20 protein-coding genes are annotated in these 24,672 nt (G+C 64.9%); 8 read left to right on the top strand and 12 right to left on the bottom strand.

Translation table 11 applies throughout. The features are described 5' to 3' along the window. Window positions 1-91: 91 nt before the first annotated feature. On the bottom strand, window positions 92-1,786 hold the full coding sequence (locus ABIB06_RS05575) for an SGNH/GDSL hydrolase family protein (protein ID WP_354044786.1): 1,695 nt from the start codon (window positions 1,784-1,786) through the stop codon (window positions 92-94). Between the two features lie 198 nt (window positions 1,787-1,984). Then, on the bottom strand, window positions 1,985-3,382 hold the full coding sequence (locus ABIB06_RS05570; RefSeq protein WP_354044788.1) for a lytic murein transglycosylase: 1,398 nt from the start codon (window positions 3,380-3,382) through the stop codon (window positions 1,985-1,987). Window positions 3,383-3,584: 202 nt separating this feature from the next. Here ABIB06_RS05570 and ABIB06_RS05565 point away from each other — a divergent pair, with 202 nt between their 5' ends. Next, window positions 3,585-4,460, top strand: coding sequence for a UTP--glucose-1-phosphate uridylyltransferase (locus ABIB06_RS05565; protein ID WP_247343690.1), 876 nt, complete (start codon window positions 3,585-3,587; stop codon window positions 4,458-4,460). Window positions 4,461-4,557: 97 nt separating this feature from the next. Here the strand turns inward: ABIB06_RS05565 and ABIB06_RS05560 are convergent, their stop codons facing one another. Beyond that, window positions 4,558-6,054, bottom strand: coding sequence for a diguanylate cyclase (locus tag ABIB06_RS05560; protein ID WP_354068613.1), 1,497 nt, complete (start codon window positions 6,052-6,054; stop codon window positions 4,558-4,560). 144 nt (window positions 6,055-6,198) lie between these two features. Between ABIB06_RS05560 and ABIB06_RS05555 the strand changes: the two genes are divergently transcribed. After that, window positions 6,199-6,462, top strand: a complete 264-nt coding sequence (locus ABIB06_RS05555) for a DUF7662 domain-containing protein (protein WP_354044792.1) — start codon at window positions 6,199-6,201, stop codon at window positions 6,460-6,462. A gap of 165 nt (window positions 6,463-6,627) precedes the next feature. Here the strand turns inward: ABIB06_RS05555 and ABIB06_RS05550 are convergent, their stop codons facing one another. Both ABIB06_RS05550 and ABIB06_RS05545 read right to left on the bottom strand, forming a co-directional pair. Beyond that, window positions 6,628-9,504 (bottom strand): EAL domain-containing protein, encoded by a 2,877-nt coding sequence (locus ABIB06_RS05550; RefSeq protein WP_247341849.1) that lies wholly within the window; start codon window positions 9,502-9,504, stop codon window positions 6,628-6,630. Between the two features lie 153 nt (window positions 9,505-9,657). Continuing rightward, window positions 9,658-10,656 carry an NAD(P)H-quinone oxidoreductase gene (locus ABIB06_RS05545; RefSeq protein WP_354044794.1) on the bottom strand — a complete coding sequence of 333 codons (999 nt, stop codon included), beginning with the start codon at window positions 10,654-10,656 and terminating at the stop codon, window positions 9,658-9,660. A 111-nt stretch (window positions 10,657-10,767) separates the two neighbouring features. Here ABIB06_RS05545 and ABIB06_RS05540 point away from each other — a divergent pair, with 111 nt between their 5' ends. Next, the gene (locus tag ABIB06_RS05540; RefSeq protein ID WP_247341843.1) at window positions 10,768-10,959 is read left to right on the top strand and encodes a DUF1192 domain-containing protein; all 192 of its coding nucleotides are present in this window, start codon (window positions 10,768-10,770) and stop codon (window positions 10,957-10,959) included. Window positions 10,960-11,504: 545 nt separating this feature from the next. Then, on the top strand, window positions 11,505-12,014 hold the full coding sequence (gene rcdA / locus ABIB06_RS05535; RefSeq protein WP_354044796.1) for a protease adaptor protein RcdA: 510 nt from the start codon (window positions 11,505-11,507) through the stop codon (window positions 12,012-12,014). Between the two features lie 92 nt (window positions 12,015-12,106). Here the strand turns inward: rcdA and rpmE are convergent, their stop codons facing one another. Continuing rightward, on the bottom strand, window positions 12,107-12,334 hold the full coding sequence (gene rpmE, locus ABIB06_RS05530) for a 50S ribosomal protein L31 (RefSeq protein WP_247341837.1): 228 nt from the start codon (window positions 12,332-12,334) through the stop codon (window positions 12,107-12,109). 225 nt (window positions 12,335-12,559) lie between these two features. Here rpmE and ABIB06_RS05525 point away from each other — a divergent pair, with 225 nt between their 5' ends. Then, complete coding sequence (locus tag ABIB06_RS05525; RefSeq protein ID WP_247341834.1) at window positions 12,560-14,386, top strand: ABC transporter ATP-binding protein/permease; 1,827 nt, start codon at window positions 12,560-12,562, stop codon at window positions 14,384-14,386. A 247-nt stretch (window positions 14,387-14,633) separates the two neighbouring features. On the opposite strand, the gene ABIB06_RS05520 is transcribed toward ABIB06_RS05525, so the two are convergent. The 6 genes from ABIB06_RS05520 to ABIB06_RS05495 form a co-directional block, all read right to left on the bottom strand. Next, entirely contained in the window at window positions 14,634-15,215 is a 582-nt protein-coding gene (locus ABIB06_RS05520; RefSeq protein WP_354044799.1) for a hypothetical protein, read from the bottom strand. A 106-nt stretch (window positions 15,216-15,321) separates the two neighbouring features. Further along, a complete protein-coding gene (locus ABIB06_RS05515) occupies window positions 15,322-15,552 on the bottom strand; it encodes a hypothetical protein (protein ID WP_354044801.1) in 231 nt (76 codons plus the stop codon). A 388-nt stretch (window positions 15,553-15,940) separates the two neighbouring features. Then, the gene (locus ABIB06_RS05510) at window positions 15,941-16,162 is read right to left on the bottom strand and encodes a hypothetical protein (RefSeq protein ID WP_354044803.1); all 222 of its coding nucleotides are present in this window, start codon (window positions 16,160-16,162) and stop codon (window positions 15,941-15,943) included. A 110-nt stretch (window positions 16,163-16,272) separates the two neighbouring features. Then, complete coding sequence (locus ABIB06_RS05505) at window positions 16,273-16,719, bottom strand: GNAT family N-acetyltransferase (RefSeq protein WP_354044805.1); 447 nt, start codon at window positions 16,717-16,719, stop codon at window positions 16,273-16,275. Next, the gene (locus tag ABIB06_RS05500) at window positions 16,719-17,747 is read right to left on the bottom strand and encodes a peptidoglycan -binding protein (protein WP_007599914.1); all 1,029 of its coding nucleotides are present in this window, start codon (window positions 17,745-17,747) and stop codon (window positions 16,719-16,721) included. The genes ABIB06_RS05505 and ABIB06_RS05500 overlap by 1 nt, the downstream gene beginning before the upstream one ends. A 4-nt stretch (window positions 17,748-17,751) precedes the next feature. Beyond that, window positions 17,752-18,771, bottom strand: coding sequence for a flagellar motor protein MotA (locus ABIB06_RS05495; protein WP_247341821.1), 1,020 nt, complete (start codon window positions 18,769-18,771; stop codon window positions 17,752-17,754). A gap of 211 nt (window positions 18,772-18,982) precedes the next feature. Here ABIB06_RS05495 and ABIB06_RS05490 point away from each other — a divergent pair, with 211 nt between their 5' ends. The 3 genes from ABIB06_RS05490 to ABIB06_RS05480 all read left to right on the top strand — a co-directional run bounded on the left by ABIB06_RS05490 (window position 18,983) and on the right by ABIB06_RS05480 (window position 24,589). Next, the gene (locus ABIB06_RS05490; RefSeq protein WP_354044808.1) at window positions 18,983-20,002 is read left to right on the top strand and encodes an SAM-dependent methyltransferase; all 1,020 of its coding nucleotides are present in this window, start codon (window positions 18,983-18,985) and stop codon (window positions 20,000-20,002) included. Between the two features lie 228 nt (window positions 20,003-20,230). Next, on the top strand, window positions 20,231-21,424 hold the full coding sequence (locus ABIB06_RS05485) for an efflux RND transporter periplasmic adaptor subunit (protein ID WP_247341815.1): 1,194 nt from the start codon (window positions 20,231-20,233) through the stop codon (window positions 21,422-21,424). Between the two features lie 6 nt (window positions 21,425-21,430). Further along, on the top strand, window positions 21,431-24,589 hold the full coding sequence (locus tag ABIB06_RS05480; RefSeq protein WP_247341812.1) for a multidrug efflux RND transporter permease subunit: 3,159 nt from the start codon (window positions 21,431-21,433) through the stop codon (window positions 24,587-24,589). Window positions 24,590-24,672 lie beyond the last annotated feature (83 nt).

Below are 24,672 nucleotides of genomic sequence, written 5' to 3'. Positions count from 1 at the left end.
CATTTTTGTGAGTCAAGAGCTGGGTCCCGGCTCTGCGCAGCAGCGTTACACGCTGCAACGCGTCCGGGACACGAGGGCTCAGCTCGGTAAACTACCGAGCCACTTCCGCCGACCGCCCGACGTTGCCCGGCGGCCGCGGGATCGCGGCGGGGTTCTGATTGGGATTGCGCGGCCCTGGCGCGGGCGTCAATTGACGCGGCGGTGCTTGCGGAGAGCCGAAGCCGAAGAAATCACGAATTGACGGCGTTGCCTGTGCCGGCTGCTGCGGCACCGACGGCTTTTTCGGCGCGAGCTTTTGCGGCGCGATCGCTGCGGCGGCGCCGGGTGAACCCGGAGCAGCATTGCCCTCGGGCGACGTCGCGGCCATCGGCGTATCGCCTTTGGCCTGCTCGCGGCCGACTTCGCGGCGCGGCCAGGCATAATCGTCGGCACGGCCCGCGGGCGCAGCCAATGGCTCGCCCTTCACCATTGTCCTCGCAGCGAGCGCATCGACGGCGGCAGGACGCGAGCCCGGTCCGCCCAGCAATTGATCGGTCGAGATCGAGGCCGCAACCAGCGGCACGATCGGGCCGGCCAGCGGCCGCGGCGCGGGCTTGCCGGGTTCGGCACTGGTATCGGGCGTTGCGGGTTCGCTCGGCAGCGCGATCGGGCCGGAGCGCCCGGCGAGCAGGCGCGTGATCTCGCGTTCGACATAGTGAGCGAGCTTGCGCGCGCCGGGTTTTGTGAAATAGACGCCGTCATAGCTGCGGAGCTGACGGATCTGGCCTTCGAAGTCCGGGCCCTTCTGGAGGAAACGGCCGGCCTCGTCGACAAAGCCGTCCCAGACGTCGACGTAAGTTATGCCGGCCTTGGCCGCGCCTTCGCGATAGAGCGAATCCAGGAACAGCATGTCCGCGGTGCCCTTGGGGCCGCGGATCGCGGGCAGGCCGACCCAGAGCACCGGCACGCCCTTGCTCTTGAGCACGTTGGCGAGCTCCTCGATCTTCTTGCCGTAGAGCTCGACCCAGCGCTCGTCGCGGAATTCGTAGAGGCCGTTCGGGTTGCGTGCGCTCTTCTCGGGCGTTGCGACCGCCGGTGTGTCAGCGTTGTCGGCATCATCCTGCGGCAGGTCGGCGTCGTCCGGCTTGGCCGCGCTGTCGTTGGGCTTGGCATCGCCGGGCTTGGCCGGTGGTTTGCCACGCGCGCCCTTGTCGTTCTTCTTGTCCTTGTCCGTCGCCTTGTCCGACTTATCGGGGGCTGCTGCCTCGCGGATGGCGATGCGGTCGTTGAGGCCGAGCATGACCACGATCACGTCGGGCTTTTCGGTTTCGAGGATGCCCTTCGCGGCTGCCGCCCAGTCCGAAGGCTCACCCTTGGGCTGGTACTTGATCAGGCCGGACGTGGTTTTGTGCTTGCGGATCACGCCCATGTCGGGCTGCTCGGTGTAGGCGTCTTCGAGGCCGTAGGCGAGCCAGTCGGCCATGGCGTCGCCGATCACCAGCACGTTCTTGTCAGGCGTCGTGTCGTGCTTGGCCGGCGCCGGTGCGCGCGAAAAATCCTGGCGCGGCGCCTGCTGCTGCGGTTGCTGCTGGAACGGCGCGAAGAAGTCGCCGCCGAACCATCCGCCACGTTCACCGCCGCTTCGTGGTGGCGGGGCCTGGCGTTGCGGCGGGCCGCCGAAGCCAGGGAAATTGAAGAATTGCGCCGAGGCCGGCCCCGCGATCAAGACCAGAATCGCAAGCGCCGTCCCCAGCGCGATCAGCGGGCCGGTCTCGGTCAGCGCCTTGAACAGGGACTTCTTCGACATGCGATCTCGGGCACGCGCAATGGGGATCGGGACTAGTTCAATATAATAACGGAATCAGGCGCCAAACGGGCAGATTCTCTTTTCAGATTCTCTTCAGATTCTCTTGGCCCATATTCTCTTGGCCCATACACGGGGAACAGCCGCCCCCGTCAAGGCTACCTGCCAGAATCCCTGTTCAGGGTTACTTTCGGCGCGATTTTACCGCCCGCGCAGCCGGTCCAGCGCGTCGGAGGAGGCAAATCCGTCCGCGGGGACCCCGATCGAGGCCTGGAAGTTGCGCAGGGCTTCCCGGGTCTGGCCGCCGAACTGGCCGTCGGGGGTGCCCTTGTAGAAGCCGCGCTGGGCCAGCAGCTGCTGGAGTTCCAGCCGCTCGGTGCGGGACAGCTCGCGTTCCTGCCGCGGCCAGGGCTGCACGAAGGGCTGGCCGCCGCGCAGGCGGTCGGCGAAATGGCCGATCGCCATCGCATAGGCCTCGGCAGGGTTGTACTTCATGATGACCCGGAAGTTCTGCAGCATCAGGAAGCCCGGCCCCTGCGCGCCGGCGGGCGCCAGCAGATAGGCTTTCTCCGCCGGGTGCGGCAACGGCTGGTTGGCCGGGCGCTTGAGGCCGAGCTTCTCCCATTGCGCCATCGTCATCGCCTTGGCGCGATCGGCCAGCATGTAGTTGAATCCCTCCGGCACCACGACCTCGTAGCCCCAGGTCTGGCCGGCCTGCCAACCGTCCTTCTTCAGATTGTTGGCGGTCGAGGCGATCAGGTCGGAGGGATTGTCGACGACGTCGCGCCGTCCGTCACCGTCGCCGTCCACGGCAAAGCGCTTGAACGCGGTCGGCATGAATTGGGTCGGGCCGAAGGCGCCGGCCCAGGAGCCGCGCAACTGTTCGGGCCTGAGGTCGCCGCGGTTCAGGATCTCCAGTGCCGAGAGGAACTCGTCCTTGAAATAGGCCTGGCGGCGGCCGATGCAGGCGAGCGTTGCGGTCGATTGCAGCACGCTGCGGTCGCCCATCTGGGTCGAGTAGTTGGACTCGATGCCCCAGATCGACGCGATGATATAGCGATCTACGCCGGTAGCCTTTTCGGTGGCGTCGAACTGCGCCTTGTATTTGGCGACGACCTCGCGGCCCTTGGCGAGGCGGTTGTCGTTCACGAGGATGTCGAGATAGTCCCAGATCGACTTGGTGAACTCCGGCTGCGAGTCCATGAGGTCCATGATGCGCAGGTCGGGCGCAAGGCCTGCTGTGAAGCGCTGGAAATTTTCCTGCGTGATGTTGCGCCGTGCGGCATCGGGCCACATGCCTGCGACGCAATTGTTGAAGTTACCCGCGGCCTCGCGGATCGCGGCGGCCGTCATCAGCGGATGACCGGAGGCGCCGTCCTCGCCGCTCCAAGGTTGAGCTCCCGTTTGAGCGCCCCCGGGGCCGGGCGTTGCTTGCGAGGGCGCCGGGTTCGGACCGGAAAAAATGCCGCCGAACAGATTTGACAGACCGTTCTGAGTCTGCGCGCCGGCGGGGAGCGGGAACAGCAGGACGGTCGCAATCGTCATCGCACCGGTCACGGACCCGCCCCGTTTTGCCAGCCCTGCCATTGATTGCATCATGTCCTCACCTGTCCGGCCAAATCCGCCCTCAGGAGGCCTGGTTACGGTTGCCAACTGCTTAACAAAGGTGAAATTTTGATGGTGGCCTTTTTCTTAACTCTGTGAGGACGAGGCCCCACATCCGCCTTTGTTGGCGGCTGCAAACAAGCTAGCAAGATGCCATTGCTTCCTTCACGTGTTCCTCAGGTATTCGATCAATCCCATGAAAATCCGCAAAGCCGTATTTCCCGTTGCCGGCCTCGGCACCCGCGTCCTGCCCGCCACCAAGGCGATGCCGAAGGAAATGCTGACGATCGTCGACAAGCCGCTGATCCAGTATGTCTATGACGAGGCCAGGGAAGCCGGCATCGAGCACTTCATCTTCGTCACCGGCCGCAACAAAAGTGTCATCGAAGATCATTTCGACCGGATGTTCGAGCTCGATGCGACGCTGGCCGCGCGCGGCAAGAAGACCGAGCAGGACGTTCTGGCGCAGAACCAGCCCGAAGCCGGCGCCGTCAGCTTCACCCGCCAGCAGGCGCCGCTCGGCCTCGGTCATGCGGTCTGGTGCGCGCGCGACATCGTCGGCAACGAACCGTTCGCGGTCGTGCTGCCCGACGAACTCGTGCTCAATTCGCCCGGCTGCCTGAAGCAGATGATCGAGACCGCCAGCAAGCTCGGCGAAAAATCCAACATCATCGCGGTCGAGGCGGTGCCCGACCATCTCACCCATCAATACGGCATCTGCGGCGTCGGCAAGCGCACCGGCAAGATGTTCGAGGTCGACGGCATGATCGAGAAGCCGGCCAAGGGCACCGCGCCCTCCAACCTCTCGATCACCGGCCGCTACATCCTCCAGCCGGAGATCTTCAAGATCCTGGAGACCCAGGAGCGCGGCGCCGGCGGCGAGATCCAGCTCACCGACGCCATGATCGGGCTCGCCAAATCGCAAAAATTCTACGGCGTCGAATTCGAGGGCGAGCGCCACGATTGCGGCTCCAAGCCCGGCTTCCTCCGCGCCAACATCGCCTACGGCCTGAAGCGGCCCGAACTGCGCGATGGCCTGATCGCGGAAATGAAGAAGTATCTGGGGGAATAGACGTCGGTTTCTACTCGTCACGGCGAGCGAAGCGAAGCGATCCGGAATGCTTCGTCGCAAGAGCTTTCCGCAATGACGGCGGTAAGCAGCGTAGCCCTCACGCCACCAGCGACAGCTTCGGCAAGCTCGCGACCACCGACTGGTTGCGGCCGCCGGCTTTCGCGGCATAGAGGGCCTTGTCGGCGGCGGCGACCAGGATCGGCCAGTCCATGCCGGTGGTGGGAACGAAGCTCGCGATGCCGCAGGATACCGTCGAGGCTGTCTGGTCGTCGGACCAGCCCTGCACCTTGATGCGGATCGCCTCGGCGACCTCCAAGGCGTCGGTGACCGAGGTGCCCGGCAGCAGCACGGCGAATTCCTCGCCGCCATAGCGCGCGGCGCAGTCGCCGGCGCGGCTCACCGAGTCGGAAATGCAGATGGCGATGCCGACCAGCACCTGGTCGCCGGCCTGATGGCCGAACGTGTCGTTGTAGGCCTTGAAGTGATCGGCATCGATCATCAGCAGCGCGACCGGCGTCTTCTGGCGCATGGCACGGCGCCATTCGACGTCGATGACCTGGTCGAACTTGCGGCGGTTCCTCAGGCCGGTGAGCGCATCCGTCGTCGCCATCTCCTCGAGCTTGCGCTCGGCTTCGGCGCGCCGGCCGATCTCGCGCGCGAGCACCAGCGTCGAGGCCAGCATGAACAGGATCAGCGCCAGGACCACGGCGCCGATGCGGTAGGCTTCCTTCTGCCAGAGCTCGAACACGGCGTTCAGCGGCTTGCCTGCCACCACGAACAGCGGACCGCTGTCGGTGCTGCGTACATAGAGCCGCGGCGTCGGATCGACCGGGCCCTGGCCTGCATAGGAGGCGCCGGCCCGGAGATTGTCGGCGCTCCAGGTCCGGCGATCATTCAGGTTCGTGCCGATCACGTCGAGGTCGAACGGCCGCCGCATCATGATGGTGCGGTCGCGCTTGAGCACGGTGATGGTGTCATCGGGGTTGAGGTTCAGCCGCTCGAACAATTCGTGGAAATAGCTGAAGCGGATCGAGCCGGCGACGACGCCGAGAAAGCCGCCGTCAGTGTCGCTGATGCGCCGGCTCAGCACGATCGCGTAGGCGCCGCGGAACAGCATGGGACGGCTGATGTAGAGCCCGGCTCCAGGATTGTCGCGATGAATCCTGAAGTAGTCCTCCTCGCTGCGGTTCTCCGGCAGGGGATCGAGCGTGGAGGCATCGATGGTCAGCCTGCCCTCGGCATCGAACACCTGGATCGCGCCGAAATGCCTCGCCGTGGTCGCATGGTCGAACAGGATCAGGTGCCGGATCGGCCTTGAGACCGTCGCGATCTCCGGCAGCAGCATGTTGCCGGCGACCGCCTTCAGAGACAAATCGTAGATCTCGATGTTGCGGGTGACGTCGGACTCGATGGTCGTTGCGAGGTTTTCCAGCGTCTGGCGGGCGAGCGCCTCCTCGCCGCGGCGCATATCCAGCATGACGTTGACGCAAATGGCGGAAAAGCCGATCACCGTCACCACGGACGAGATGATCAGCAGCTTCGCCGAAAGCCGCCACGGCCGGCGGGCCGTGACTTCGCGCCATCCAGACAACATCATTCGCTCCCGACATCAGTGAATGCGCCCGAAAGCTTGAGTAGTGTTTAAGCCGGGACGGCGCTGCCGTAATGAGTTAAAAATTGGTTTCCGCGGCTGACGTTTTTTGGCAAAGCGGGGCTTCGACCAGCGAAGAGGACAGCGGTGAACGATTACGACGCGTTGCGCGATTATCTGATGCGGCACAAGCAGGCGGAATTCGTGCTGACCTATGAACAGATCGAGGAGATCATCGGCGCGGCCCTGCCGCGCGCCGCGAATCGTGCCTCATGGTGGGACAGCCTGCGCAGCCCCGACCTCAAGATGCCGCAGCGCGAAGCCTGCCTCGCCGCGGGCTTCGTGGCAATGCGAATGCCGGATGGCCAGAGCGTGCGGTTCACGAAGCGGAAGAGCGACCGGCGGCGGTAGCGGCGTGCGCGTTCTTCTCTTCTCGCCTTGCGGGAGAAGGTGGCGCGAAGCGCCGGATGAGGGGTTGCATCCGCAATTGAGAGAGTAGCGTTCGGGGAGAGATACCCCTCACCCCGCTCGCTTTACGAGCGGACCGTCTCGCACAAGGGGAGAGGGAAAGAGGAGCTAGCTGGCCGCTTCCAGCCGCACTTCCGTGAGCAGCCGCATCGCGGCGTCGGCGTCCATGGGTTCGCCGAAGGCGAAGCCCTGCGCGTATTCGCAGCCCATCTGGTAGAGCTCGACCGCGTCGGAATCGGTCTCGGCGCCTTCGGCGACCACGTCCATGCCGAGGTCGTGCGCAAGCGCGATGATCGACTTCAGGATCACCGGCCGCGTGCCGCGATTGGTGGTGCGCACGAACGACTGGTCGATCTTGATGGTGTCGAACGGGAAGCGCTGGAGATAGGCCAGCGACGAATGGCCGGTGCCGAAATCGTCGAGCGAGAGCCCGGTGCCGAGCTCGCGGATGCGCGTCAGCATCTGCGCCGCGTGCTCCGGATTTTCCATCACCATCGATTCCGTCAATTCCAGCTTGAGCGTGCCGCGCGCGACAGAGGAGCGCGACAGCACGGTGCGGATGTCGTGGATGAGGTCGTGGCGCAGCAATTGCCGCGAGGAGACGTTGACGGAGGCGAAGATCGGTTCGCGCGAGCGCATCGCACGCTGCCAGATCGAGAGCTGCTTGGCGGTCTGGTCGAGCACGAACATGCCGAGGTCGATGATGAGGCCGGTCTCTTCCGCGATGGCGATGAATTCCGACGGCGCCATGCGCCCGAGCTTCGGATGATCCCAGCGCACCAGCGCCTCGAAACCGGCGATCGAACGATCCTCCAGCCGCACGATCGGCTGGTACAGGATCGTCAGCTCCTGCCGCTCGATGGCGCGGCGCAGCTCGCTCTCCAGCGTCAGCCGGTCGGTTTTTCGCGCGCGCATCGCGGGCTTGTAGACGTCGATGCGGTCGCCGCCGATGCGCTTGGAATGATACATCGCAAGCTCGGCGTCCTTGATGATCTCGTCCGTGAGCTGCACTTGCGGATCGGACAAGGCGAGACCGATCGAGGCGGTGAGAAAAATCTCGCGTTCGTTGAAGGCGATCGGCGCGCGGATGGTCTTGCGGATGGTCTCCGCGAAGGCGGTGATGCGCGCGGGGTCTTGCTCCGATAGCAGGATCAGGCCGAACTGATCGCCGGCAAGCCGCGCCAGCGTGTCCTGCGGTTTCAGGATGCGGGTGAGGCGGCGGGCGAGCGTCAGCAGAATCGAGTCGCCGACCGCGATGCCGACGGAATCGTTGACCTGTTTGAAGCGGTCGAGATCGATCACCATCAGCGTCGGCCGCAGCGTCGGCATGGTCTTGGCGAAATGCGCGACCGCGCCGAGCCGGTCCATGAACAATTTGCGGTTGGGCAGGCCGGTGAGGTTGTCATGCACGGAATCGTGCAGCAGGCGCTCCTCGGCATTGCGCAGCTCGGTGACGTCGGTGAGGGTGCCGACGACGCGCGAGACCTCGCCGTCGGAGCCGACCACCGGGCGCGCCTTCAGCGCAAACCACATGAAGTGACCGTCCGGCGTGCGCAGACGGAAATCCTGCACCAGGCGGCCGCGGCGCTGATCCAGCACGCTGTCGAGCGCGGCGCGGAAGCGGTCCTGGTCGAGCGGGTGCAGCACTTCCAGCCAGGACGCGGCCGGGCCTTCCAGCGTGCCGCGTTTGAGACCGAGCAGGGCTTCGGTCTCCGGGCTGGTGAACACCTTGTCGGCGGAAACGTCCCAGTCCCAGATCAGATCGCCGGAGCCGGCCAGTGCCAGCGCGCGCCGCTCGATGTCGGAGACCACGCCGGTGGTGGCGCCGCCGCCCGCGAACGCGTGCTGCATCACCGTGAAGCCGATCAGCATCACGATCAGCACGAGACCGCCGAGCAGCGCCGGGCCGACGATGTCGTTGGTGACGGAGCCCGCGACCGCCATGCCGGCCGCGATCACCCAGATCACCAGCAGGAACCAGGTCGGGATCAATAGCACCGCGCGGTCGAAGCCGTGGGTGGAGAGATAGACGATCAGCGCGAAGCCGGCGAAAGCGATCAGCACCAGCGAGATGCGCGCGATGCCGGAGGCGACCGCAGGGTCGAACAGAGCGAGCGCAACCAGCGAGCCCAGGAACGCGAGCCAGCCCACCGTAATGTGCGAATAGCGCACGTGCCATCGACTGAGGTTGAGATAGGCGAACAGGAACACCAGCAGCGTTGCCGCCAAAATCGCCTCACCCGCCGCGCGCCAGATGCGTTCGGCGTTGTTCGACATGTCCAGCACCTTGCCCCAGAAGCCGAAATCGACGCCGATATAGACCAGCACCGCCCAGGCCAGCGCCGCGGCGGCCGGGAACATGATGCTGCCCTTGACCACGAACAGGATGGTCAGCACCAGCGCGAGCAAGCCGGAGATGCCGATCACGATGCCCTGGTACAGCGTGAAGGAGTTGACCTTGTCCTTGTAGGCTTCCGGCTCCCACAGATAGAGCTGCGGCAGCTTGTCGGTGCGCAGCTCCGCGACGAAGGTGACGACGGCGCCGGGGTCGAGGGTGACGCGGAAGACGTCGGCGGTCGGGCTCTCCTGCCGCTCCGGCCGGTCGCCGGTCGAGGGGGTGATGGTTGCGATGCGCGACAGCCCGAGGTCGGGCCACAACAGCCCCGAGGAGACGATGCGGTAATGCGGGGCGACGATCAGGCGGTCGAGCTGGTCGTCGGTGTTGTTGGCGAGCGCGAACACCACCCAGTTCTGGCCGCCTTCGCGGGCGCGCACCTCGATGCGGCGGACGATGCCGTCGGTTCCGGGCGCGGTAGAGACCTGAATGCGGTCGGCGTCGCTGCGCTGATGCTCGAGCACGCCGGTGAGGTCGATCGCGGGCGCGTCACCGCGGACGCTGACAGCGTCCAGCGCGCGCGCCGGGAACGCGCAGACGAGAATCATGAGGCCCAGCGCTATGGGCGCGAGGCGCCTGATCAGACGCAAGGTCAGTTCTCCGCGTTCGACGCAAACTCTTCAGTGCAGGCTCTTCGGTGCACGGCGTTTTCCGAACGGAACAAGATAGTTCGGTGCGTCGCGATAGATGCCACGAAAGCGAGGAAAATCAAAGGGTTTCCGGCCCGCCTGTGGGTCGCTGGCCTAGACCTCCAACACAATTTTGCCAATATGTGCCGAGGTTTCCATCCGCCGGTGTGCATCGGATGCCTTTTCCAGCGGGAAAGTGCTGTCCATCAGCGGCTTGACCCGGCCTTCGCGCAAAAGCGGCATCACTTTCGCCTCGATCGCGGCCACCATCGCCGCCTTGTCCGCATTACTACGGGGGCGCAGCGTCGAGCCGGTATGGGTGAGGCGCTTGACCATCACTTTGGCGATGTTGACGGTGACCTTGGGCCCGTTGAGGGTCGCGATCTGCACGATGCGTCCGTCGACCGCGGCGGCATCATAATTGCGGTCGACATAGTCGCCGGCGACCATGTCGAGGATCAGATTGGCGCCGGTATTGTTCGTCTCCGCCTTGATCACGGCGACGAAGTCTTCGTCCTTGTAGTTGATGGCCCGATCCGCGCCGAGCTTGAGGCAGGCGTCGATCTTGTCCTGCGATCCCACGGTGACGATCACCTTCGCGCCGAACGCTTTCGCGAGTTGGATCGCCATGGTGCCGATGCCGGACGAGCCGCCATGGATCAGCAGCGTCTCCCCGGTCTTGAGGCCGCCGCGCTCGAACACATTGTGCCAGACCGTCATCAGGGTTTCCGGCAGCGCGCCGGCTTCCTTCATCGACAGCGACGGCGGCACGCTCATCGCCTGGGCGTCCTGGGCGATGCAGTACTGCGCATAACCGCCACCGGCGACCAGCGACATCACCTTGTCGCCGATCTTGTGCCGCTTGGCGTTGCTGCCGACGGCGACCACTTCGCCCGCGATCTCGAGGCCGGGCAGGTCGCTCGCGCCGGGCGGCGGCGGATAGGCGCCGGAGCGCTGCGCGACGTCGGGCCGGTTGACGCCCGCGGCCTGCACCTTGACCAGGATCTCGTCGGGGCCGGGCTGCGGCAGCGCCCGCTGTTCCGGCACCAGCACTTCCGGTCCGCCGGGTTTGGAGATGGCGACCACCGTCATTTGCGCGGGCAGCTTGTCCATGATGTGTCCTTGAGCAAAGGTGCGGGATGGAAACGAGGCCATTGCTTAGCCAGCGCGGTCCACGCTGGCAACCTCGGCTTGGCTCGCCGTGCGAACGCAGGAGGAACAAGGATGGCGATGGAAGACGACGACCGTCCGCGCAAGAAGATCAGCCACGAGATCGGACAGGATCTCTCACTGTTGTCAGTCGAGGAACTGACCGAGCGCATCGCGCTGCTCAAGGGCGAGATCACAAGGCTGGAGGAAGCCGCCACCAAAAAACGCGCCTCGCGCGATGCGGCGAATAGCGTTTTCAAGTCATAGTGAGATCTCGTGTCCCGGACGCGGTGCGGCACGCAGTGACGCTCCGCAGAGCCGGGACCCATGCCTCCGAATACGTCGAGCTCAAGAGAAGGGCCCCGGCTCAGCAGTGCAGCACTTCGTGCCGCACTGCGTCCGGGGCACGGTGGCCCCTCGGCCACTGACCGACATGGCTAATGAACCCTCAAAATAATCGCTCGTTTACTCCACATTAAGCTTTCGAGTTTATGACTGGAACTGTCCTCGTTTGGACACCGAGTGGCTCCTGTCCACTCTGTTTGACGCCTCCCTGTTATCAACTTTCAAGCCGCCGGTTTTCCGGCGGCTCTTTTTTTGCTTCGAAAGCGTTTTCGAGCGAAGTGGGTACCGGTTCGCGTGAAGAAAACGCGTCAAAAAAGAGACTGGTTTCGGTTGAATTCCGAGGAAAGACCCGCGGAAACCATATCCGCGCTTGTCGCTGGACTCGGCGTCCCGCCCGCGCAATGATTTATTCATCATAAGCCGGCGCCAAGCCGGGCAGTCAGACAGTTGCGTAAGGGGCGTTAACCATGGAACGTTTGCAAGCCGACGGCGCTCTCGTTCAACTCAGCGAGCGGTTCACCAATTCTGCGGCGTTCGGCGTCCTGTTCCGGGAGGGTATGGATCTGGTCGAGGAGACCGCCGCCTATCTCGACGGCGCCGGCCGCACCGAGGCCAAGGCGCTCGATCGCGCCGCCAGCCTCACCTACGCGACCGAGAGCATGCGCCTCACCACCCGCCTGATGCAGCTCGCCTCGTGGCTGCTGCTGCACCGCGCGGTCAAGGAAGGCGAGATGACGCTGGGCCAGGCCAGCCGCGAGAAGACGAAGGTGAAGCTCTCGGCCGCCGATCCCGGCCCCACCGATACCGTCGAGAAGCTGCCCTCGCAGCTCCAGGACCTGATCCATCGCTCGATGAGCCTCCAGACCCGCGTGCGCCGCCTGGACACCACCATCCACACCCCGCCGGTCGATCATCCCTCGATCGGCAACCCGCTGGTGCCGCACCTCAACGCGCTGAAAGCGGCGTTCGAGCGGTAAGGTCCAGCTGGCAGCTACGCGACAGACCCCCACAAACAAAAACGCCCCCGGCTCTCCGGGGGCGTTTTTCATCTCCAGCCTCGAGGGCCGGATCAATCCTTCTTGAGGAAGCCCGAAAACTTCTTCTGGAAGCGCGAGACGCGGCCGCCGCGATCCATCAGCTGGGCGTTGCCGCCGGTCCAGGCCGGATGCGACTTGGGGTCGATGTCGAGGTTCAGCGTGTCGCCTTCCTTGCCCCAGGTCGAGCGGGTCTGATACTCGGTTCCGTCGGTCATCACGACCTTAATCGTATGATAATCCGGATGAATTTCGGCTTTCATGGCAATTCCTAGGGCGCCCCGGCGCCTCGCTTGAGTGGCTATCGAATGACGGATTTGGCCGGGTCTATACCCCACGAGCCCCTGTAAAACAAGCCACCGGACCGCTTTGGGAGCGCTTTCGCGGTGCCTGAAGGACCGGCGGTCCTCCTAAGGGACATCCCGGATTTGCCACTCCGGCTCGCCCGGCCTATTTGGAGCGTACTCCTCTCTTTTTGGTCAGATCTCATGAGCGCAGTAGAACGGCTTGAAACCGGGCCCGCAGAAGCCCCGTCGATCGAAGCCGAATTGATGGAGGCGCCGGCGAAGAGCCGCGCGAAGCTGCGGCCGCTGCTGGCGCTCGCGCCCTATGTGGCCCGCTACCGCGGCCGGGCGGCGCTCGCTTTCGTCGCGCTGACGGTTGCGGCGTTGACCACGCTGCTGGTGCCGGTGGCCGTGCGCCGGATGATCGATTTCGGCCTGACGCCCGAGGGCATCGCGCTGATCAACAGCTACTTCTCGGTGATGATCGCGGTGGTCGCCGTGCTCGCGCTCGCAAGCGCCGCGCGCTACTACCTCGTGATGACGATCGGCGAGCGCATCGTCACCGATCTCAGGCGCGACGTCTTCGCCCATCTCTTGTCGCTCTCGCCGGCCTTCTTCGATTCCGCGCGCAGTGGCGAACTGGTGTCGCGTCTCACGGCGGATACCACCCAGATCAAATCCGCCGTCGGTGCTTCCGTCTCGATCGCGCTGCGCAATCTGATGATGTTCTTCGGCGCCGCCGCTATGATGGTGTTCACCAGCCCGCGGCTATCGGGCTTCGTGCTGCTTGCCATTCCCCTGATCGTGTTGCCGCTGGTCGCCTTCGGGCGCTGGGTGCGGCGTCTGTCGCGCAACGCGCAGGACACGCTGGCCGAGGCCTCTGCCTATGCGGGCGAACTGATCGGTGCGATCCGTACCGTGCAGGCCTATACCAGCGAAGGGCTGGCTGCGAAGCGCTTCGGCGGCGAGGTCGAGCAGGCCTATGAAGCTGCGCGCACCTCGACCCAGGCCCGCGCCGTGCTGACCGCCATCATCATCTTCATCGTGTTCGCAAGCGTGGTCGCGATCCTCTGGATCGGCTCGCACGACGTGCTGACCGGCGCCATCTCGCCGGGCCGGCTCGGCCAGTTCGTGCTCTATGCGGCCTTCGCAGCGGCGGGCCTCGGCCAGCTCAGCGAGGTCTGGGGCGAGGTTTCGGCAGCGTCCGGCGCTGCCGAGCGGCTGTTTGAGATCCTGCATGTGCAGCCTGACATCAAGGCGCCCGCGGCGCCGCGCGCGCTGCCGGTGCCGGCACGCGGCGAAGTCGGTTTCGACCAGGTCAGCTTCGCCTATCCGGCGCGGCGCGACGTCAATGTGCTCGATGCCGTGTCGTTCACCGTGCGCCCCGGCGAGAAGGTCGCGATCGTCGGTCCGTCCGGCGCCGGCAAGAGCACGATCTTTCATCTGCTGCTGCGCTTCTACGATCCGCGCAGCGGCGCGATCTCGCTCGACGGCGTGCCGGTCAAATCCGCCGATCCGCGCGATTTCCGCTCCCGCATCGCGCTGGTGCCGCAGGAATCGAACGTGTTCGCGACAAGCGCCCGCGACAACATCCGCTTCGGCCGGCCCGATGCGACCGACGCCGAGGTCGAGCGCGCCGCCGAGCTCGCGCACGCCGCCGAGTTCATCCGCCGCCTGCCCGAAGGTTTCGAGACGCCGCTCGGCGAGCGCGGCGTGACGCTATCAGGCGGCCAGCGTCAACGCATCGCGATCGCCCGCGCGATCCTGCGCGATGCGCCGCTCCTGCTGCTGGATGAGGCCACCTCCGCGCTCGATGCCGAAAGCGAAACGCTGGTGCAGACCGCGCTGGAAGAGCTGATGCGCCACCGCACCACGCTCGTCATCGCGCATCGCCTCGCCACCGTGCTGTCCTGCGACCGCATCCTGGTGATGGACCAGGGCAAGATCGTCGAGCAGGGCACACATGCCGAGCTCGTCGCTGCGAACGGACTCTATGCGAGGCTGGCGAGATTGCAGTTCGAGGGGGCGTGAGGCCGAGTAGGTCGGGCTGCCGCTTCATGTGTCATCGCCCGCGCACCGCTGAAGTCCGTAAGGGCTTATCGGACATCAGCGCCGGACCGCAAAATCACCGCAAGTGGACCCGAAGCTGACCTGGGCGCATGAACTGCTTCTCGAGACCGAGCGCTCGTCCAAGCTTTCCTTCCAAGTCACCTGAGAACTTCAGCCTCGGATCGCACCAGAGCTTTGGTTGAAGGCGGCATGACCCTTACGGTTGAATTTATTTGGATTCGCTTTTCGTTTGGACGTTCTGAGCGGCTCCGTCCACCGGATTCCACTGCACCCGACCATCCAAAGCGGAGAGGTTTAGACCACCGCCGGTCCCGAAGAGAACCATGTGACCCGAGCTGGCGGCGTCGACGGCGAGCGTCGCACGGGGAAGTTTTGCAGCATTGAACATCGTCAAGGACGCATCCTGATGATCGTTCAGAGACAGCACTGCCCGCTGACCTTGCTCCGTGTCGAGGAGCGACACCGAAGGTGCGCCATCCTGGCGAAGCCCGATGCTGAGACGCACCTTCTGGCGGCTATCGAATAGCGAAATATGCGGCGTTCCGTCGGAAGTGGATGAGATCAAGGCGACGATTTTGCCGGTGTCATTGCGCAAGGCTATTGTTTCAACAGACAGGGTCTTGGCCTTGACGGTACCGGCATTAACGGTCGCGTGCCATTGGGATGCAATGATCGCCGCAGCCGCCATGATTGTAGCCCCTAGAACGCTCCATCTCATGGCCTTCAGCGATCGCTCCTGCCGCTGGATATGCGATGCCAGATTTTCAAGCGTGGGTTCGACCTTGAGCATAACTGCTCCTTTGCCTTCGAGTAGGCTTCAAATCCGAACGTGCGCTGGGTGCGAATTTTGCGCACCCAGCAGTGGATGCCGGCAACACACCGTCGAGACAGTCACCTCAGCGGCCGCCCGGAAGGTAGTTGCGCTTACAGCTTTCGATGTTCTTGTTTCGGTTCGGGTAGTCGGCACCGAAGGCCCCCACGTATTTCAGGCAGTCCATGTATGGCTTGTTTCCCATCCACCCGTATTGCGAGCCGAAGCCTGCTGCAGCAGGTGAATAGTGTGCGGATCCGAGCAGAGAGCCGAGCCCAACGAGGGCAGCGAAGAGAGCAAAGCGAGCGGTTTTCATGTGAGGTCCTCCTGTTTTGGCCGACGGGTTGCGACCACGATGCACAGTGCTGCAACTGCTTTGAACCTTCAGTGACCCACATCACGGGCGCTGCGACTCGCGTTTACCCTTGTGCAGCCTACTCACCACGGCGGGATCGATCGGCTATGATCCTTGGCGTTGGGTAACCCGTGTCACGTCGGCTGCAAGCCGAAGGCTGCGGCCTTGCGGGGTGGAAAGCGGCCCTGCTTGTTGTCGCAGGCACAGGCTCGATCGCCCTGAGAGTTTCGGCTTGCTCTTCGTAGGCTTCCGGAACTTCGGATAGGGCAGCTCGTCCGCTCCGGAGTATCGGCGGCTGGATCTGGCAGGCTGCGCTATTTCTCGACCACACCCTTGCTGGCCGTCCCGATCATTTGCACTTCGGCGAGAGCGCCGGCACGTTCGGCCAGAACCAGTTCTTCCAGCTACCGTCCTCTTCGACGCAGGCCGATGGCGCGGGCCCGTTCGCCGGAGCACTCGTCGTCTTGACCGGCATGGCGAAGCGCTGGTCGACATAATTCGTCGAGACATATCCGGCGACGATGACGCCCAGCAGGACCGAACACCCCTTGGCCAGATCGCTCAGTTTCATCGGCCATCTCCATCCGCTTGCCGGCCCAACTTTCGGGCACAACGAATAGGTGACGTCCTGGGATCCCGAGGTGACGGGGGTCACGCCCGCCAAAATCAAGGCCGCCAGAATCAAACCCGCCATGCCATCTTCAGCACCGGCCGGCCCGAGGTCGGGTTCAGCTCGTCGCCGGCATGGGCAAAGCCGTTGCGTTCGTAGAAGCGGATGGCGCGGGTGTTGTCCTTGTTGACGAGCAGCGTCACGCCCGCCGGCGACAGGCGCTTGGCCTCATCCACCAGCAGCCTTGCGGCGTCCGAGCCCCAGTGACCGGGATCGACCACGAGCTGGTCGAGATAGCCGTCGCCGTCGATGGTGACGAAGCCGGTCAGCGCGCCATCCTGCTCCGCCACCACGATCGAGGCTTTCGGCACCAGATCCGTGCGCCAGCGCTCGCGCCACCATTCCAGGCGGGCGGCGAAGTCGATCTGCGGATAGGCCTGCTGCCAGGTGCGATGCCAGAGCTCGATCGAGGCTGCCTCGTCCTCGGGACGGTAAGGGCGGAGGTGGACGGCGCTCACTACCGCTCCGTCAGCTTCAGCTCGATGCGGCGGTTGCGCTTATAGGCTTCTTCCGTGTTGGCGGTGTCGAGCGGCTGGAATTCGCCGAAGCCGGCGGCGACCAGGCGCTGGGCGGGCACGCCGAGCGAGATCAGATACTGCACCACCGAGATGGAGCGGGCGGCCGAGAGGTCCCAGTTCGACTTGAAGTTCGGCCCGTTGACCGGACGCACGTCGGTATGGCCGTCGACGCGCAGCACCCAGGGGATCTCGTTCGGGATCTTCTTGTCGAGGTCGATCAGCGCGGTCGCCAGGGTGTCGAGCTCGGCGCGGCCTTCAGGCAACAGCACCGCCTGTCCGGTGTCGAAGAACACTTCGGACTGGAACACGAAGCGGTCGCCGACGATGCGGATGTCGGGGCGGTTGCCGAGGATGGCGCGCAGGCGGCCGAAGAATTCCGAGCGGTAGCGCGACAATTCCTGCACGCGCTGCGCCAGGGCAACATTCAGGCGAGACCCCAGATCGGCAATTCGATTTTGCGATTCCTTGTCGCGCTTCTCGGAGACGTCGAGCGCTTCTTCCAGCGCCGCCAATTGCCGCCGCAGCGCGCTGATCTGCTGGTTCAGCACCTCGATCTGCGCCAGCGCCCGCGCCGAAACCGCCTTCTCCGAGTCCAGCGCCTTGCCGAGTTCGGAGGACTTGCCTTGCGCGTCGTTGCCGGCGGCGGCTAAGCCCTCATAGAGGCCCTTGATGCGGTCGCGCTCGGACTCGGCCGAAGCAAGGCCGGCTTTCAGTGACGAGACCTGGTCGTCGAGCGTGAGCTTGCCGAGCTTTTCCAGCGACAGCAGCTCGTTGAGCTGCGCGATCTTGGCGTTGAGCAGCTCCAGCGCCTTGTCCTTGCCGGTGACCTCCTGCGACAGGAAGAATTGCACGACCAGGAATACCGACAGCAGGAACACGATCGACAGCACCAGCGTCGACAGCGCGTCGACGAAGCCGGGCCAATAGTTGAAAGAGGTGTCGCCGCGACGGCCGCGCGCCAGAGCCATGTTGCTAGCCCTTCTCGGGTTGACGCGCGATGCGCTCCAGCAGGCGCCGGATCTCGCGGTTCTGCTCGCCCTGGCCGTCGGCCCATTCGCGGATCATCTGCTGCTCGGTCCGCATATGGGAGACCAGCGCCTGGATGGCTTCGGCAAGGCCTGCCATTGACGCGGTGGTGCTGCGGCTGGCCGTGCCCTCCTCGAGCACGATGCGCAGCCGCTCGACCGCGGCCTGAAGTTCGCCGCTGGCAACACCGCCGCCGCCGGAGGCCGCCGCGACCTCACCGCTTCCGTACTCGCGCACGGTGGTGGCGAGCCAGTCTTCGAGGTCGGTGTAGAAGCGGTTCTGCGCCTGGCTCGATTGCAGGTCGAGAAAGCCGAGGATCAGCGAGCCGGCGAGGCCGAACAGCGAGCTCGAGAACGAGATGCCCATGCCGCCGAGCGGCGCGGCGAGACCCTCCTTCAGCGTGTCGAACAGGGCGCCGGAATCGCCACCGACCTTGAGCCCGTCGATAACCTTGCCGACCGAGCCGACCGTCTCGATCAGGCCCCAGAAGGTGCCGAGCAGGCCGAGGAACACGAGAAGGCCGGTCATGTAGCGGGAGATGTCGCGGGCCTCGTCGAGGCGGGTCGCGATCGAATCGAGCAGGTGTCGCATGGTGGTCTGGGTGATCGACATCCGCCCGGAGCGCTCGCCGCCGAGGATCATCGCCATCGGCGCCAGCAGCTTGGGGTGGCGGGCGGGCGCCAGGCCGGGATCGGCGATGCGGAAATTGTTGACCCAGGAGACTTCAGGATAGAGCCGGATCACCTGGCGGAAGGCCAGGATGATGCCGATGAACATCACGCCGCCGATCAGCGCATTGAGGCCGGGATTGGCGAAGAAGGCCTGGATGATCTGCTTGTAGAGCACCACGCCGACCAGGGTGCAGAGCACCAGGAAGACCAGCATCCGCACCAGGAAAACGCTGGGCGAGGAGAGCTTGGTGTATTCGATGTCGATGGGGGAGCGAGGCGAGGCGCCTGACGGCATGGTCGGTATCATCCGTTACGAAACTTGCTTGCGGGCGCACTATGGCACAGCGCCAGCCCAAAAAAAGCGCCGGATGCGGCGATTTCGGGGAGGGTTGTGGAACCCAATGCCGAAACGGGGCTTTGATACCCGCGCATCTTGCAGAACTTCGGTATTCCACAGGCTTAGCTCGGATTTTTGGCCCCCTGCCGCCCAGAGACGGAGTGATCGCATGAGCGTCGTTTCCGCGATCATCGGGACTGCCGAACGGGTGCCGCTGCCCGATGTCGTGATCCGCGCGGCGATCCAGCGCCTGTGTTCGCGCACGGCGACGCGCCTGTCCGCGCTGGGCGCGGCCGACGATGCCGCCTTCGCAGGAAGGATGATGCTGCGGCCGATCGCCGAGGACGCGGATGCCGGGCATGACGAGATGCCCGCTTCGTTCCTTGCGAAGGTGCTCGGTCCCAACCGCAAATACTCGTCCTGCTTCTACAAGACCGGCGCGACCACCTTGCGGGAGGCCGAGGAGGAGGCGCTGCGCCAGACCGTCGAGCATGCCGCTCTCGCCGACGGTCAGACCATCCTCGAACTCGGCTGCGGCGGGGGTTCGCTGTCGTTGTGGATGGCGCGTCAGTTTCCGCACGCGAAGGTGACGGCGGTGTCGAGCACGCAGGCGCAGCGCGCCTATGTCGAGGAAGAGGCGCGGCTGCGCGGTCTCCTCAACCTGTGCGTGGTCACTGCGGACATGAACGTGTTCGCGCCCGACGGGCAATTCGACCGCATCGTCTCGGTCGAGACGTTCGAGCACGTGATGAACTGGCGCAAGCTGATGACGCGCCTGCGCGCGTGGCTCGCGCCGGAGGGGCGGTTCTTCATGCACATCGTCGCCCATCGCTCCGGCTCTCACCGGTTCGACCGGGCCAATCGCCAAGACTGGATCGCGCAGCATGTCTTCACGGGCGGGCTGATGCCGAGCCATCACCTCGTCAGGCAATTCGGCGACATCTTCACGATTGAGAAGGAATGGTGCTGGAGCGGCACGCATTATCAGCGCACCGCCAGCGACTGGCTCGCCAATTTCGACGCGCATCGCGGTTCCATCGAGACGGCCTTGCGCAACATCCATGGCGAGGAGACCGGCCTGTGGCTGCGACGCTGGCGCTGGCTCTTCGTCGCGACGTCGGGCCTGTTCGGCCACGCCGATGGAACCGAGTGGGGTGTCAGCCACTACCGGATGAAGGCCGCCGGGTAATTGCGATCTTCTGTCGCAGCACGCCGCGATGGAACCCGATTCACAATCGGGTGAGGCGTGAAAAACGCCCTGACCTCAGCATGATAGGCCGTGTGACATTGAGCCGCCGCAACGTGCGTTGCGTCGCAGCAAGTCCCCTCTATGTTGACGACATCGGCCGCGCGGAATCGCCCAGAACAGGCCCCGCGGAGCGTGATCGGTTTCAACAATATCGGGGCACCCCACTTCATGTCAGGACTTCGCGCGCGATCGGCATGCGTTGCAATGATGCTCGCGGCCTTTACGCCGCTGTTGGCAGGCTGCGACGAATCCAGCTCTGCCATATCAGCCGCCCAGCCCAACGACCCCGACGTCAGCATTGTCATCGTCAAGCCGCAGCCGCGCGCCGTGGTGCGCGAACTGCCGGGCCGCATTGCGCCGACGCGCGTGTCCGACGTGCGGCCGCGCGTCTCCGGCATCGTGGTCGAGCGCCTGTTCCGACAGGGCAGCGAGGTGAAGGCGGGCGATGCACTGTACCGCATCGATCCGCGTCCGTTCGAGGTCGAAGTGATGGCCAACGACGCCGCGCTCGCCAAGGCCGAGGCTGCGTTGATGCAGACCCAGCAGCAGGCGCGCCGCATCGCCACGCTCACCGCCCAGCGCGCCGCGCCCGAAGCCGAGAACGAGAAGGCGATCGCGGCCGAGCGCCAGGCCCATGCCGAGGTCGAGGGTCGCAAGGCCGACCTCGCGCGCGCAAAGCTCAATCTCGACTATGCCACCGTGCGCGCGCCGATCGACGGCGTCGTCGGTGCTGCCCTGGTCAGCGAGGGCGCGCTCGCGGTCCAGAACGAGACCAACCTTGCCACGATCCAGCAGCTCGATCCGATCTATGCCGACTTCACCCAGTCGGTGAACGAGCTCAACCAGCTCCGCCGCGCCTTCGAGAGCGGCGACCTCGAGCGCATCGCGCCTGATGCGGCCAAGGTGCATCTCGTGCTCGACGACAACACCCTCTACTCGCTCGACGGCAAGTTGCTGTTCTCGGACGCCAAGGTCGATGCCAACACCGGTCAGGTGACCTTGCGCGGTGAGTTCCGCAATCCCAAGCGCGAGCTGTTGCCGGGCATGTATGTCCGGGTCCGCATCGACCAGGGCCTCGATAGCGACGCGATCGCGGTGCCGCAACAGGCGATCCAGCGCAACGGCGGCGGCGGCAGCGAGGTGTTCGTCGTCAAGGACGACAACCACATCGCGGTGCAGCCGGTGCGTACCGGCTCGGCACAGGACGGAATCTGGTTCGTTACCGACGGCCTGAAGGCGGGCGACAAGGTCGTGGTCGAAGGTTTCCAGAAATTCGCCGCCGGCGACAGGGTCAAGCCGCAATCCTGGTCGGAAGCGGATGCAACCGCGGACAATCGGCACGCCCAGAAGCTCACGCGGTAATAGGCCATGGCGAGCTTCTTCATCGACAGGCCGATCTTCGCCTGGGTGGTCGCGCTGTTCATCTGTCTGGTCGGCGCAATTTCGATTCCGCTGTTGCCGATCGCGCAGTATCCGATCATCGCCCCGCCCTCGATCTCGATCTCGACCAGCTATCCCGGCGCCTCGCCCGAAAACCTCTACAACAGCGTCACGCGGCTGATTGAGGAGGAGCTCAACGGCGCTTCCGGCATCCTCAATTTCGAATCCACCAGCGACTCGCTCGGCCAGGTCGAGATCATCGCCAATTTCCAGCCGGGCACCGACACCAGCGCCGCCTCGGTCGAGGTGCAGAACCGCATCAAGCGCGTCGAGGCGCGGCTGCCGCGCGCGGTGATGCAGCAAGGCATCCTGATCGAGGAAGCATCCAGCGCGGTGCTCCAGATCATCACGCTGAACTCGACCGACGGCAGCCTCGACGAGGTGGGCCTGGGCGACTTCATGATCCGCAACGTGCTCGGCGAGATCCGCCGCATCCCCGGCGTCGGCCGCGCCACGCTTTACTCGACCGAGCGTTCTTTGCGCGTCTGGGTCGATCCGGCAAAGCTGGTCGGCTATGGGCTGACGGCGGACGACGTCAACAAGGCGATCACCGCGCAGAACGCGCAGGTGGCATCGGGCAGCATCGGCGCCGAGCCGTCGACGTCGAGCCAGCGCACCTCCGCGCTGGTGCTGGTCAAGGGCCAGCTCTCGTCACCGGACGAATTCGGTTCCATCATCCTGCGCGCCAATGCCGATGGCTCGACCGTGCGTCTGCGCGACGTCGCGCGCATCGAGGTCGGCGGTCTCAGCTATCAGTTCAACACGCGTCTCGACGGCAAGCCGACCGCCGGTCTCTCGGTGCTGATGTCGCCGACCGGCAATGCGCTGGCGACTGCGAGCGCCGTCGAAGAGAAGATGAAGGAGCTGTCGCGCTTCTTCCCGGCCAATATCTCCTACGAGATTCCCTACAACATCACGCCGGTGGTCGAGGCCTCGATCAAGAAGGTGCTGACAACGCTGGTCGAAGCCATCGTGCTGGTGTTCGTGGTGATGTTCGTGTTCCTGCAGAACATCCGCTACACCATTATTCCGACCATCGTGGTGCCGGTGGCGTTGCTGGGCGCCTGTACCACGCTGCTGCTCGCCGGCTACTCGATCAACATGCTCTCGATGTTCGGCATGGTGCTCGCGGTCGGCATCCTCGTCGACGACGCCATCGTCGTGGTCGAGAACGTCGAGCGCATCATGGCCGAGGAAGGGTTGCCGCCGAAGGAGGCGACGCGGAAAGCGATGTCGCAGATCACCGGCGCCATCATCGGCATCACGCTGGTGCTGATGGCGGTGTTCGTGCCGATGGCGTTTTTCCCGGGCTCGGTCGGCATCATCTACCGCCAGTTCTCGGTGACCATGGTCGCCGCGATCGGCTTCTCCGCCTTTCTGGCGCTGTCGCTGACGCCGGCGCTGTGCGCGACGCTGCTCAAGCCCGTCGCGGCCGGCCACGGTCACGCCAAGAAGGGCGTGTTCGGCTGGTTCAACCGCATGCTCGACGGCAGCAAGGAGGGCTATTCGCGCACTGTCGGCTTCTCGCTCAAGCGCACCGGCCGCTTGATGCTGGTTTACGTCGCGCTGCTCGCCGGCCTGTCCTGGGCCTTCGTCAACCTGCCCGGCGGCTTCCTGCCCGTCGACGACCAGGGCTTCGTCACCACCGACGTGCAGACACCGTCGGATTCGTCCTATGCCCGCACCGAGGCGGTGATCGAGAAGGTGGAGAAATATCTGGCGGAGCGGCCGGGCGTCGACAACGTCACCTTCCTCACCGGCTTCAGCTTCTCCGGCCAGGGCATGAACACCGCGCAGGCCTTCATTACCCTGAAGGACTGGTCGGAGCGCGGGCCGAAGGATTCGGCAGCGGCGATCGTCGCGGACATCAACCGCGATCTGTCGTCGTCAATCCGCGACGCGAAGATCGCCGCGCTGCAGCCACCGCCGATCGACAATCTCGGCAACTCCTCGGGCTTCTCGTTCCGCCTTCAGGACCGTGGCCAGAAGGGCTATCCGGCCCTGATGCGTGCCGCCGACCAGTTGATCGCGGAGGCCAATGCCAGCTCTGTGCTGCAGAAGGTCTATGTCGAGGGCCTGCCCGAGGCCGGCGTGGTCAATCTCGTGGTCGACCGCGAAAAGGCCGGCGCCTTCGGCGTCACCTTCGAGGACATCAACAACACGATCTCGACCAATCTCGGCTCGAACTACATCAACGACTTCCCGAACCGCGGCCGCATGCAGCGCGTCGTGGTGCAGGCCGATGCCCGCGACCGCATGCGGACCGAGGACATCCTCAACTACAACGTCAAGAACAGCCGCGGCCAGCTCGTGCCGTTCTCGTCCTTTACCACCGTGGAATGGGCACGCGGACCAACCCAGATCGCCGGCTTCAATTATTATCCGGCGGTGCGCATCTCGGGCGAGGCCAAGCCCGGCTTCACCTCGGGCGACGCCATCGCCGAGATGGAGCGGCTTTCCGGCAAGCTGCCGCGCGGCTTCGGCTATGAATGGACCGGACAATCGCTGCAGGAAAAGCTGTCCGGCTCGCAGGCGCCGTTCCTGCTGGCGCTGTCGGTGTTCGTGGTGTTCCTGTGCCTGGCCGCGCTGTACGAGAGCTGGACCATTCCGCTCGCGGTGCTGCTCACCGTGCCGCTCGGTATCGTCGGCGCCGTGATCGCGGCGATGCTGCGCGGCCTGCCGAACGACGTCTATTTCACCGTCGGCCTGATCACCATCATCGGACTAGCGGCAAAGGACGCGATCCTGATCATCGAATTCGCCAAGGATCTGCGGAAGGAAGGCAAGCCGCTGGTGGACGCCACCATCGAGGCCTGCCGCCTGCGCTTCCGCCCGATCCTGATGACCGGCCTCGCTTTCATCTGCGGCGTGCTGCCGATGGCCATCGCCCACGGCGCCGGCGGCGCCAGCCAGCAATCGCTCGGCTCCATCGTGATGGGCGGCATGATCGCGGTGGTGATCCTGGCGCTGCTGATGGTGCCGGTGTTCTTCGTCTCCGTGCAGCGCGTGCTGGGCGGGGATCGGGAGAAGGTGGCGGAGGAGGCCGAGATGTATGGGCCGCCCGCGCCGGCAAGGGCCGGCCACTGAACGCCAGATCGGTTTTGCCTTCGGCTTGCTTTCTTGGGAGCGTCAATCCAGACTGCATCCCTGGATTGAAAAAAAGGGCATTC

The organism is Bradyrhizobium sp. LB8.2 (genome assembly GCF_040548035.1).
Classification (GTDB): domain Bacteria; phylum Pseudomonadota; class Alphaproteobacteria; order Rhizobiales; family Xanthobacteraceae; genus Bradyrhizobium.
This window is presented reverse-complemented; position numbering and strand designations above follow the sequence as displayed.